The organism is Caulobacter sp., from assembly GCF_049283275.1.
In the GTDB taxonomy this organism is placed as follows: Bacteria; Pseudomonadota; Alphaproteobacteria; order Caulobacterales; family Caulobacteraceae; genus Caulobacter.
Window position 1 is genome coordinate 1 of the sequence record NZ_JBAPVS010000073.1, and the last position, 11937, is coordinate 11937.

11 protein-coding genes are annotated in these 11937 nt (G+C 68.2%); 6 read left to right on the forward strand and 5 right to left on the reverse strand.

The genetic code is table 11. The annotated features are described in order from the left end of the window. Positions 1 to 85: 85 nt before the first annotated feature. The gene (ppk2, locus tag WAL33_RS03580) at positions 86 to 847 is read right to left on the reverse strand and encodes a polyphosphate kinase 2 (protein ID WP_422178562.1); all 762 of its coding nucleotides are present in this window, start codon (positions 845 to 847) and stop codon (positions 86 to 88) included. A gap of 46 nt (positions 848 to 893) precedes the next feature. On the opposite strand from ppk2, the gene WAL33_RS03585 reads away from it, so the two are divergent. Next, on the forward strand, positions 894 to 1610 hold the full coding sequence (locus tag WAL33_RS03585; RefSeq protein WP_422178564.1) for a 16S rRNA (uracil(1498)-N(3))-methyltransferase: 717 nt from the start codon (positions 894 to 896) through the stop codon (positions 1608 to 1610). A gap of 134 nt (positions 1611 to 1744) precedes the next feature. Then, entirely contained in the window at positions 1745 to 3103 is a 1359-nt protein-coding gene (locus WAL33_RS03590; protein ID WP_422178566.1) for a glutamate--cysteine ligase, read from the forward strand. A gap of 285 nt (positions 3104 to 3388) precedes the next feature. Here WAL33_RS03590 and WAL33_RS03595 read toward each other — a convergent pair whose 3' ends face one another. Further along, positions 3389 to 3943 (reverse strand): DUF427 domain-containing protein, encoded by a 555-nt coding sequence (locus tag WAL33_RS03595; protein ID WP_422178568.1) that lies wholly within the window; start codon positions 3941 to 3943, stop codon positions 3389 to 3391. Between the two features lie 182 nt (positions 3944 to 4125). Here WAL33_RS03595 and WAL33_RS03600 point away from each other — a divergent pair, with 182 nt between their 5' ends. Then, positions 4126 to 6009, forward strand: a complete 1884-nt coding sequence (locus tag WAL33_RS03600) for a peptide MFS transporter (RefSeq protein WP_422178570.1) — start codon at positions 4126 to 4128, stop codon at positions 6007 to 6009. A 73-nt stretch (positions 6010 to 6082) separates the two neighbouring features. Here WAL33_RS03600 and WAL33_RS03605 read toward each other — a convergent pair whose 3' ends face one another. Then, positions 6083 to 6550 (reverse strand): cupin domain-containing protein, encoded by a 468-nt coding sequence (locus WAL33_RS03605; protein ID WP_422178572.1) that lies wholly within the window; start codon positions 6548 to 6550, stop codon positions 6083 to 6085. Positions 6551 to 6552: 2 nt separating this feature from the next. After that, positions 6553 to 7299, reverse strand: coding sequence for a hydroxyacylglutathione hydrolase (gene gloB, locus WAL33_RS03610; RefSeq protein ID WP_422178574.1), 747 nt, complete (start codon positions 7297 to 7299; stop codon positions 6553 to 6555). Positions 7300 to 7375: 76 nt separating this feature from the next. Here gloB and WAL33_RS03615 point away from each other — a divergent pair, with 76 nt between their 5' ends. Beyond that, positions 7376 to 8197: a class I SAM-dependent methyltransferase gene (locus WAL33_RS03615; RefSeq protein ID WP_422178576.1), complete on the forward strand. Its 822-nt coding sequence runs from the start codon at positions 7376 to 7378 to the stop codon at positions 8195 to 8197. 29 nt (positions 8198 to 8226) lie between these two features. After that, positions 8227 to 8571: a P-II family nitrogen regulator gene (locus WAL33_RS03620; protein WP_422178578.1), complete on the forward strand. Its 345-nt coding sequence runs from the start codon at positions 8227 to 8229 to the stop codon at positions 8569 to 8571. 144 nt (positions 8572 to 8715) lie between these two features. Here WAL33_RS03620 and WAL33_RS03625 read toward each other — a convergent pair whose 3' ends face one another. Further along, positions 8716 to 10272, reverse strand: coding sequence for an MFS transporter (locus tag WAL33_RS03625; protein ID WP_422178580.1), 1557 nt, complete (start codon positions 10270 to 10272; stop codon positions 8716 to 8718). A 93-nt stretch (positions 10273 to 10365) separates the two neighbouring features. On the opposite strand from WAL33_RS03625, the gene WAL33_RS03630 reads away from it, so the two are divergent. Next, positions 10366 to 11916: a phospholipase D-like domain-containing protein gene (locus WAL33_RS03630; RefSeq protein ID WP_422178582.1), complete on the forward strand. Its 1551-nt coding sequence runs from the start codon at positions 10366 to 10368 to the stop codon at positions 11914 to 11916. Positions 11917 to 11937 lie beyond the last annotated feature (21 nt).

The following is an 11937-nucleotide window of genomic DNA, read 5'->3' on the forward strand; positions in this document are numbered from 1 at the left end:
CCCCCAAAGGGGGAGGATCTGATCGCGCTAGATGCTCCCCCTTTGGGGGAGCTGTCGCGGAGCGACTGAGGGGGTCTTCCGCCTCCTACTTCGCCAGCCGTCCGTCCGTCAGCGCCGTCGGCTCGAAGCTGAAGATCACCTCCGGATCCGGCGGACGGATGCCCTTCAGCAGCTTCTTGGGCGCCGAGACGTGCAGGATCCAGCGCAGGATGTTCAGCCGCGCGGGCTTCTTGTGGTCGGCGCGCACGCAGATCCAGGGGGCGGGCTTGGAGTGGGTGCGCATCAGCATCTCGTCGCGGGCCGCCGTATAGTCGTCCCACTTGGCCTGGGCCACGGCGTCCAGATCGCTGACCTTGAAGGCCTTCAGCGGCTCCTCGCGGCGGGCCTTCAGGCGCTGGGCCTGGGTCTCTTCGTCGATATCCAGCCAGAACTTGGTCAGCCTGACCCCGTTCTCCACCAGCATCAGCTCGAAGGCCGGCGCATCGCGCAGGAACTGCTCCTGCTCCTGGGGCGCGGAAAAGCCCATGACCCGTTCGACCCCGGCCCGATTGTACCAGGAACGGTTGAAGACAACGGCCTCGCCGGCGGCGGGAAGGTGGCGGACATAGCGCTGGAAGTACCACTCGCTTCGCTCCCGGTCGCTGGGTGTGGGCAGCGACATCACCCGCGTGGCGCGGCGGTGGGCGTGCTCGGTCAGGCGGGCGATGGCCCCGTCCTTGCCGGCGGCGTCTCGGCCTTCGAAAAGGGTGACGGTCTTCCAGCCCTCCTTGATCGCCTGCCGCTGCAGGCCGATCAGCGCCAGCTGCAGGTCGCGGAGCTCGGCTTCGTAGTCTTCTGAATTGCTCATGGCGCCAGCCTACCCTCGGACGGTTCAGTTGCGCTAGAAGAGCCGCATGATACGTCTTTTTGTTCCCCACCCGCTCAAACTCGGCGCCGGCGTCGCGCCTACCGTCGACCAGTCGCGCTACCTGTCCGCCGTCATGCGGCTGGATGTCGGCGACGAGATCCTGGTGTTCAACGGCCAGGACGGCGAGTGGCGCTGCAGCCTGACCGAGGCGGGCAAGCGCGGCTGCCTGTTGCGTTGCGAGGCTCAGACCCGCGAGCAGGACCACGCGCCGGACCTCGACCTGGTGATCGCCATGGTCAAGCGCGGCCGGGTCGAGACCATCGTCGAGAAAGCCGCCGAGCTGGGCGCGCGCCGGGTGCGCCTGACCCAGACCCGGCGGACCAATGTCGACTTCCTCAAGCTGGGCCGCCTGGACGCCATCGCCATCGAGGCCGCCGAACAGACCGGCCGCCTGGACGTGCCGGTGATCGACGACCCGATGAAGCTGGACAAGATCCTGGACACTTGGGATCCGGCCCGTCGCCTGGTCTTCTGCGACGAGGGCGGCGACGCCAGGCCGATGATCGAGGCCGTGGCCGGAACCTCGGCGCCCGCCGCGATCCTGATCGGTCCCGAGGGCGGCTTCGCCCCGGAGGAACGCGAGCGCCTGCGGTCGCTGCCGTTCGTGATCCCCGTCTCGCTGGGCCCCCGCATCCTGCGCGCCGACACCGCCGCCATCGCCGCCATGACCCTGTGGCAGGCCGCGGCGGGCGACTGGCGGTAGCCGACTCTGTTGCGAAAGGCTGTCCGCGCCCCTTGAGGTTCGCTAAGAAAACGCCCAACTGCGCAGCACGACAGTTCGCGGGCGGGTCGGAGGAGCGTTCCTCCCTCTGGATGCGTGTTTTGGGAGGGTGGCCGATGGCCGAAGCCGTGAGCCAGGAGCGTCCGCTGACGCTGGACGATCTGACCGCCTATTTCGCGCAAGGGTCCAAGCCCAGGGACCAGTTCCGCGTCGGCGCCGAGCACGAGAAGTTCGGCTTCTATCTGAAGGACCATTCGCCGGTGCCCTACGAGGGCGACAGGGGCGTGCACGCCCTGCTGACCGGCCTGCAGCGCTTCGGCTGGAAGCCCGTCATGGAAGGCCCGACGATCATCGGGCTGGAGCGCAACGGCGCCAATGTCAGCCTGGAGCCCGGCGGCCAGTTCGAGCTGTCCGGCGCGCCGCTGCTGACCATGCACGACATCTGCGAGGAGACCGGCCAGCACCTGGACGAGGTCAAGACCGTGGCCGACGAGCTGGGCCTGGGCTTCCTGGGCCTGGGCTTCTCGCCGGTCTGGAAGCGCCAGGACGTGCCGATCATGCCCAAGGGCCGCTACGTGATCATGCGCAACTACATGCCCAAGGTCGGCGGGCTGGGCCTGGACATGATGCTGCGCACCTGCACCGTGCAGGCCAATCTCGACTTCTCCAGCGAAGCCGACATGGTCGCCAAGTTCCGCATGAGCCTGGCCCTGCAGCCGATCGCCACGGCCCTGTTCGCCAATTCGCCGTTCACCGAGGGCAAGCCCAACGGCTTCCTGTCGGCCCGCGCCAATGTCTGGACCGACACCGACGCCGACCGCACCGGCCTGCTGGACTTCGTGTTCGAGGACGGTTTCGACTTCGAGCGCTACGCCCGCTACGCCCTGGACGTGCCGATGTACTTCGCCAAGCGCGGCGACAAGTACATCGACCTGGCCGGCCGCAGCTTCCGCGACTTCATCGACGGCAAGATCGCCGAGCTGCCGGGCGAGCGCGCCTCGATCAAGGACTGGGCCGACCACACCACCACCCTGTTCCCCGAGGTGCGGCTGAAGACCTATCTGGAGATGCGTGGCGCGGACGCTGGGCCGTGGAGCCGCCTGTGCGCCCTGCCGGCCCTGTGGACGGGAGTGTTCTACGACGACGCGGCCCTGGCCGCGGCCTGGGACCTCTGCAAGGATTGGACAGCCGAGGATCGCGCCGGCCTGCGCCGCGACGTGCCCAAGCTGGGCCTGAAGGCCCAGGTGGCGGGACGTTCGGCTCAAGACGTGGCCAGGGATTTCGTCGCCATCGCCAAGCAGGGCCTGAAGTCACGCGCCCAGCTGAACGGCGGCTTCCTGGACGAGTCGATCTATCTGGGCGACCTGGAAGAGATCGCCGACAGCGGGATCACCCCGGCCGAGCGCCTGCTGTCGCTGTATAACGGCGCGTGGAAGGGCGACATCAACCGGGTGTTCGAGGACTTCGCCTACTGAGGCGAGGGGCCACTAGGGTCAGAAGATCGCGCGGAGTCCGGCGATGATTCCGACCCAGGCCAGGACGCTGACGGCCACGGCCGAGAGCCGTCCCCAGGCCAGCCTCACCCTGACAGGGCGCGACCGCACCGCGGACGACGACTGCAAACCGGAATCATAACCGACGTAAGCCACGACGTTTCTCCCAGGGCGCCTCTCTGGAGGAGGCTTTACGCTTCAGCGCTGCGGTCATTGCAGCGCTTGAAAGGTTAACGAAAGCTTTACACTCCCAGGCGTGAACGTGGCTCAGATTGATCCGGTTCCCTCATAGGGCTTGGCCACCGTTCCGGGTCCGTCCTCGCGGATTTCGTCGCCTTCCCAGGCCTGGTCGTCGGGCATGGAGACGTTCGAGGCCCAGTGCTCGGCCTGGCTGGCGCCCGAGCCGCTGTCGGTGTGCCGCACCACCTCATCGACGTCGACGGTCCGGGTCTCGGCCGCGGTCAGGCCGGCGCGCTTGAAGTCGACGTGCTCGGGATAGAAGGCCAGGCGGCCGGCGATCTGGCTGACGTCCGGCAGCGGCGTCTCGTACGACCAGACCGCGTTCTCGATGATCTGGGCGTCGCGATGGATCGTGTAGTAGCTGGCCTGGCCCTTGTAGGGACAGTGCGTGACCTTGTCGGTCTTGCGCAGGAAGTCCATGGCCACGTCCGCGCGCGGGAAATAGCGCACCGGCGCGTAGTCGGCTTCCTTGAGCACCAGCACATCGGCGCTGTCGGCGATCTCGTGGCCCTCGAAAAGCACCTCCACCCGTCCATCCTCGCGCGAACAGGTGATGGGGTGGTCTTGGGTCGGGTCGGTCATGATGAAATCTCCCGCTGGAAAGGGCGTCGACTAGGAAACGCGCGGCGGGGGAGCCGGGCTCCAAGGCGGCAAGCCGTTGCTTGTGAAACGCAAAGCGCCGTGATCTTCTCCCCGCCAATTGGGGAGGGGAGGGCGAAACCACCTAGGCCGCCCGCACCGCTTGTACGTTTCAAGGTTCGTGAATGAATATCGTTGTCGCCGCCGGCATTCTAGTCACGCTCGTGACCGGTGTTCCTGTGCTTATCCAACTGCTGCGGCAGCACCCGCGCGGTCTGATCATCTGTTTCTTGGCCGAGATGTGGGAGCGCTTCTCCTACTACGGCATGAGGGGGCTGCTGATCTTCTATCTGACCCAGCACTTCCTGTTCGATTCCAAGACGGCGGGCGGCCACTACGGCTCCTATACCTCGCTGGTCTATATCGTGCCGCTGCTGGGCGGCTTCCTGGCGGACCGCTACCTGGGCACCCGCAAGGCCGTGGCCTTCGGGGCCATCCTGCTGGTGGCGGGCCACCTGACCATGGCCGTCGAGGGGCGTCCGGCGACCCAGACCCTGGACTATGCCGGCCATAGCTACACGTTCCAGGTCGAGGGCCGGGGCGAGGCGCGGGTGGCCAGGATCGTCGTCGACGACAAGCCCTATGAGGTGGCGGCCAACGCGGCGGGCGACTTCGAGATCAAGAACCTGCCGGCCCAGTCGGCCCTGCCCTCGGTGCTGCCCAAGGGTCAGTACAAGCTGGGCGTGACGGACCGCGATCCGCTGTACCTGAACATTTTCTGGCTGGCGCTTTCGCTGATCATCGTCGGCGTGGGCTTCATGAAGGCCAATGTCGCCACCCTGGTGGGACAGCTCTATCCGCAGGGCGATCCGCGCCGCGATCCGGGCTTCACCCTCTACTACTACGGCATCAATCTCGGCTCGTTCTGGGCGGCCATCCTCTGCGGCCTGCTGGGGGTCAACCTCGGCTGGGGCGCGGGCTTCGGCATGGCCGGTCTGGGCATGCTGGTCGGCTTCGTGGTCTTCGTGCTGGGCAAGCCCTGGCTGCTGGGCAAGGGCGAGCCGCCCGAGCCGGTCAAGCTGAAGGCCCCGGTGCTGGGTCCGATCAACCGCGAAGGCGTGATCTACGCCGGCTCGCTGGGCGTGGTCGGTCTGGTGTTCTTCCTGGTTCAGTACACCCCGGTGGTCAGCGCCACCCTGATCGCCGGCATGTTCGGCTCGCTGGGCTATATCCTGTGGTTCGTGTTCGCCAAGTGCGAGAAGGTCGAGCGCGAGCGGCTCTTGCTGGCCATGGTGCTGGTGCTGGGCGCGGTGGTGTTCTGGGCCCTGTTCGAACAGGCCGGCTCGTCGCTGAACCTGTTCGCGGCCACCAACGTCAACCTGACCTTGCTGTCGCATCCGGTGAAGTGGCTGGGCGGGGCGGTGGTGCTGGGCTCGCCCGAGCAATTGGCCGCGGCGGGCTGGAGCCCGGCCGGCAAGTTCTGGGTCAACACCTCGTTCAACGCCGCCCAGACCCAGGCGCTCAACGCCGGCTGGATCCTGATCTTCGCGCCGGTGTTCGCCGCCCTGTGGACCTTCCTGGGCGCCCGCGGCCGCAATCCCGGACCGATGGTCAAGTTCGGCCTGTCGCTGATCCAGGTCGGAGCCGGCTTCCTGATCCTGCTGCTGGGCGCCCAGTTCGTCGACGGCGCGTTCCGCATGCCGCTGGTCTTCCTGGTGCTGATGTACATGCTGCACACCTCGGGCGAGATGTTCATGTCGCCGGTGGGCCTGTCGCAGATGACCAAGCTGTCGCCGCTGTCGATCGTCTCGTTCGTGATGGCCGTCTGGTACATGGCCCTGGCCATGGGCAATCTGGTCGCCGGTTGGATCGCCGGCATCGCCTCGACCGAGACCATCGGCGGCCAGGTGCTGGACCCGGCCGCGGCCATGGCCCAGTCGCTGCTGGTGTTCAAGATCATCGGCCTGATCTCGATCGGCATCGGCGTGCTGTTCCTGGTCCTGTCGCCGCTGCTCAAGACCTGGTCGCACGGCTCGGACGACACCAACCCCGAGCCCGTCGCGCCCTAAGGGGCGCCCTGCGGAAACGACAAAGGCCCCGGAGCGATCCGGGGCCTTTTTTGTTGAGCTCAGGCCATAGCCCTCAGGGGCGTCGGGGCGCCAAGGAGTGGGGCCGCCAGTCCTTGGGCGCCAGTTCGAAGCCGTTGAAATTGAAGCCGGGGGCCACGGTGCAGCCGACCAGGCTCCAGTCTCCCAGGCTTACGGCGGTCTGCCACCAGCCCGTCGGCACGATCACCTGCGGACGGGCGCCGGACCGCAGGTCGGGGCCCAGGGTGTAGGGGGTCGCGCCCTGGCCATCGGGCGGCGACAGGGTGATCTTCATCGGCGCGCCGGCGTAGTAGTGCCAGACCTCCACCGCGTCGATCCGGTGCCAGGCCGACATGTCGCCGGCCTGCAGCAGGTAGTAGATCGCGGTCGAGGCCGGGCGGCTCTCATTGGCCGGCGTGTCCTCGAAGGTCCGGCGATACCATCCCCCCTCGAGATGCGGCTGCAGGTCCAGCAGGCGAATGACCTCGTTGCCGCTGAGGTCGCCCGAGAGTTCCGAAGGCATGCTCACCCCTTGAAGCTGTCCTTGGCGGCGCGAATCTCGCCGAACGCTTCCGCGGGCGCCAGATGGGGCCGCAGCAGGGGGGCGCGCAAGAAGGGATTGGTCGCCTTTTCCAGGCCGATCGTAGTGGGCACGGTCGGCTCGCCGCGCTCGCGGGCGGCGAACACCGCGTCCGTCCGGTCCTTCAGCGCCGGGGCGTCGTCCAAGGACAGGGCGAAGCGGGCGTTCGAGGCTGTGTATTCGTGCGCGCAATAGACCGTGGTGTCGTCGGGCAGGGCGGTCAGCTTGGACAGCGATCCCCACATCTGCTCGGCCGTGCCCTCGAACAGGCGGCCGCAGCCCAGGGCGAACAGGGTGTCGCCGACGAAGGCGATGTGGTCGCGGGCGTCGTGATAGGCGATGTGCCCCAGGGTGTGGCCGCCGGTGTCGATCACCGCCAGGGGCGTGTCGCCCAGCATCACCGTGTCGCCCTGGCCGACCGGGCGGTCGAGCGGTGCGATGCGGGTCACTTCCTGCGGGCCGACGATCGTCGCGCCGGTCGCCGCCTGGAGGGCCGCGTTGCCGCCGGCGTGATCCGGATGCCAGTGGGTGTTGAGGATCAGGTCCAGCTTCCAGCCCAGCCTGTCCAGCTGCGCCAGGATGGCGTCGGCGTCGGGCGTGTCGATGGTCGCCGTGGCTCCCGTGGCGTCGTCGCGCACGAGAAAGCCGTAATTGTCCGACAGGCAGGGAAACTGGTGGACGGTCAGCGACATGGTTCGACTCCGTGCAGGGGCGTGACGCGACGGGCCCGCCCGCCTACATAGATGAAGCCATCGATCGGGAGACTCAATGCGCCGCGACGTGCTGGATCTTAGAGCCTTCTACGCCAGTCCGCTCGGACGCGCGGCCCGCGAGATGCTGGGCCGCAAGGTCGAGGAGGCTTGGGGCGACGCGCGGGGACTGGACGTGCTGGGCCTGGGCTACGCCACCCCCTTTCTCGACAGGGCCCGCACCCAGGCCCGGCGGGTGGTGGCGGCCATGCCGGCCACTCAAGGCGTCGAGGTCTGGCCGCGCGGCGGCGCCAACGCCGCGACCCTGGTCGAGGAGACCAGCCTGCCGTTCACCAACGCCATGTTCGACCGCGTCCTGGCCGTCCACGCCCTGGAGGAGGCCGACGATCCGGCCGCGGTCCTGCGCGAGATCTGGCGGGTCATGGCGCCGTCCGGACGCCTGATCGTCGCCGTGGCCTCGCGCGACGGCCTGTGGGCCGGGGCCGAAAGCACGCCCTTCGGCCACGGACGGCCGTTCAGCCGCCATCAGCTGGAAGCCCTGTTGCGCGAGGCGGACCTGGAGCCCGCCGGATGGACGCGCGCCCTCTACGCCCCGCCGATGCCGGTGGCGGCGCGCTGGGCCGAAGGGTTCGAGCAGGTGGGGGCCCGCCTGTGGCCGCGCTTTTCGGGCCTGATCTTGATGGAGGCGGTCAAGCAGACCTTCGCGGTCAAGCCGCGCGGCAGCCGCGCGCGGGTGCGGGTGTTCGCGCCGGGGGTGCTTGCGCCGTCGCCGGGCGGCCCCGCTCCGGTCAGGACGGCGCCTGTTCGAAAGGCGCCGCGTAATCTAAATGCCGCAAAGCCCTTGGAGCCATCGATTCCCGGGCCTAGCTTCAAGTCGTAGAACAAGCCGTCGTCAGCGGGAGCCGCGCCATGAAGATGATCGTCGCCATTATCAAGCCCAGCCGCCTGGACGCCGTGCTTGAGGCGGTCACCGAGGCGGGCGCTTCTGGCCTGACGGTCACCGAGGTGCGCGGCTATGGTCGGCAGAAGGGCAAGACCGAGGTCTATCGCGGCGCCGAGTACGAGGTGAAGCTGCTGCCCAAGGTCAAGCTGGAGATCGCCGTGGCCAACGACGTGGTCGAGCCGGTGGTCGAGGCCCTGCAGAGCACCGCCAACACCGGCAAGATCGGCGACGGCAAGGTGTTCGTCATGGACCTGGAGCAGGCCCTGCGCATCCGCACCGGCGAACGCGACGCCGCGGCGATCGCGGGGTAATTCACCGCTATCTCATTCACTGTCATCCCGGACGAGCGCGCAGCGCGAAGATCCGGGACCGACGCGTGAACGCCGCCGCTTCCGGCGGTCCCGGATCGGCGGCCCTTCGGGCCCTGTCCGGGATGACAGCTGAAGGAGGCGTGTTTACCCCTCCAGCTCCCGCAGGTCGCGCCCGCGCGTCTCGGTCCCGAACCAGGCCACCAGGACCAGGGCCAGGGCCAGGGGCGCGATGATCATCAGGGCCGCGATCTTCAACGGCGGCACGGCCGCCAGTATGCCCAGCAGCTGGGCGATCAGCCCGCCCGACTTGCTGCACGCCGCCACCCAGCCGGTGGCCCGGCCGCGGATCCGCAGCGGAAAGCTCTCGGCCGTATAGGGCAGCAGGATGGCCAGCAGGCCGTTCGTGCCGATGATCATCAGGGCGACCGGCAGCACCGGGCTGACGCCGGGGCCGATGGTCAGCACGCCCGCCACGCCCAGGGCGCTGACCGCGATCGTCGCCGCCAGCGACCACTTGGTGCTCCAGCGGCTGTAGAGGAAGGCGCAGACAAAGACCGTCGGGAAGGCGATCAGGGCCGACTTGGCCAGCAGCTGACTGGAGACCCCGACGCTGTGCCCCTCGGCCACCAGTTCGGCCGGCAGCCACAGCAGCAGGCCGAAATTGACCAGGCCCCAGGCCACGGCGGCGATGCTCAGGGCGATGGTCTTGCCGATGAAGCGCTTCTCGACCGGCGGCGGGGTCAGGACGTGGTGATGCGCCTCGGGCGTGTCGGTCTTTTCGCGGACCACCGAGCCGAACCGCTTCATCACCGCGTGGGCGGCGTCCATGCGGCCGATGGTCATCAGGAACTTGGCGGACTCCGGGATCGCGCCGCTCAGGGCGATCAGGATCAGGCCGGTCGGCAGGTTCAGGAACCACATGATCCGCCAGCCGAACTCGGGCTGCAGCCAGGCCGAGCTGCCGGACGAGGCCAGATAGCCGCCCACCGCCCCCAGGCCGCCGACCAGCACCAGGGCCCAGCCTCGGTGCTTGGACGGCATGGTCTCGGCCAGCAGGGCGTAGACCACCGGCAGCAGCCCGCCGGCCGCCGCGCCCATCATGAAGCACATGCCGACGTTCCACCAGAAATCGGGCATGGCTCCGCAGATCGAGGTGCCGACGAACATCACCGAGGACAACAGGATCGAGGCCCGCCGCCCGAAGATGTCGGCCAGGGCGCCCCAGATGATCGAGCCGGTCACGGTGCCCAGAAGGGCGGCGAAGGGCAGCCAGGCGACCATGGCCTTGCTGACCCCGTACTCCTTGATCATGCCGGGCACCACGAAGCCCAGGCTGGCGGGCTTCATGATGTCGATGACCAGGGCGATGACCAGCACCAGCATCAGCCACCAGTGGGCCAGGGACAGCGGGGCGTCCTCCGGCGGCGTGACCTCGACGGTGTGCTCCAGATGGTGGTCGACGCCGCGCCGGGGCAGCAGGCCCCAGCCGGCCAGGACGCAGCCGGGCGGGATGATCAGCATGCCCACCGTCATGCCCAGGTCCATCTTCATCCCGGCCAACTGGTAGCCGATGTCGGCGCCCATCAGGTACATCGGCACGTGCAGCACCACGCCCACGGTCACGACCAGGCAGCCCAGCCAGAAGGCCCACAGACGCTTGCGGTCGGCCAGGACGTGATGGGCGGTTGATTGCGCTGTCATGGACATCCAACAAACACAGGTCAGTGGTCTATCAAAAGCGGAGCCTTAACATGGGTCCACGCGTTGACGAATTTCCATGGCACAAGGGGCGATATGGCCGACGATGCATCCTCGCTGACCGCCGCTTCGCCTCCCGTCGCCTCGTTGCTCAGGCCGGGCGTCACCTGCTGGCGCGTGGAGCAGGCCGACCGGTTGGCGCTGTTCATCGACAATGACGAGGCGTTCGACGCCCTGAAGTCCATCCTGTTGTCGGCCAAGAAGTCGATCTGGATCCTGGCCTGGGTCTTCGACCCGCTGACCCGGCTGGACCCCGACCGGGTGCGCAAGAGCCGCGATCCCCAGCACGTGGACCGGATCGGCCTTTTGCTGCGCCGGCAGGCGGCGCTCAATCCGGCGCTGGACGTGCGGATCCTGGTCTGGGACATGCCGCTTCCGATCGCCGCCTCGCAGCTGTTCGGCCCCCAGCGGGGCCAGGTGTTCTTCGCCGGTTCGCGGGTCAAGTACCACCTGGACAACACCCTGCCGGCCAGCGCCTGCCATCATCAGAAGGTGGTGGTGGTCGACGGCTCGGTGGCCCTGGTCAGCGGCGGCGACATCGGCGTCGACCGTTGGGACACCACCCAGCACCTGGACAACGATCCGCGCCGCCGCCTGCCCACGGGCCATCACTATCCGGCTCGCCACGAGGTGGCCGCCATGGTCGACGGCAAGGCCGCCGAGGCCTTGGGCGACCTGTTCATCGCCCGCTGGGAGCGGTCGACGGGCCAGGCCCTGGAGCGTTCGGACAAGCCCGAGGAAACGCCCTGGCCGGACCATCTGATCCCCGACCTGCGCAACGCGCCCCTCGCGATCTGCCGCACCCAGCCGCCCTGGAAGGGCGACCCCGAGATCAACGAGACGATGCTGATGCACCTGGCCAGCATCAAGGCGGCTCGGCGGCTGATCTATCTGGAGAACCAGTACCTGACCTCGCCGATCATCGTCGAAGCCCTGGCCGATCGCCTGGCCGAGCCGGACGGGCCCGAGGTGGTGACGGTCGGTCCGGCCCACAGTCCCAGCTATTTCGACCAGATCACCATGGACAGCGCCCGGACCTCGGCGATCAACCGCCTGCGCGAGATCGACGTTCATAACCGCTTCTCGGCCTTCAGCGCCAAAACGCCCAAGGGGGCGGCGATCATCGTCCACTCCAAGGTGGCGATCATGGACGACCGCATGTTGCGGCTGGGCTCGGCCAACCTCAACAACCGCTCCATCGGGCTGGACACCGAGTGCGACATCGCCTTCGAGGGCGTGGACGAAACCAGCCGCGCCGCGGTCCGCGCCTTCCTGGGACGGTTGATCGGCCACTTCCTCGACCACGAGACAGCGCACGTGCTCGAGACCTATGACCGCCTGGGCGGCCTGGCGGCGACGATCAACGAGCTGGATCGCCGGGGCGGCCTGCCGCGCCGGCTGGCTCCTGTCCCGATCAGGACGCTGACGGGCGTGCAGCAGTTCATCGCCGACTGGAGCCTGGGCGACGCCATCTCGCCCAGCGACGCCTGGCGGCCCTGGGGCCGCCGCAAGCGCCTCAAGCGCGAGCTGCACCGTCTGATGGACGACCATCCGTCGCCGATCCTGCCGGATCACCTGCAGGACTGATTTGGGGACATGCCCTTGCGG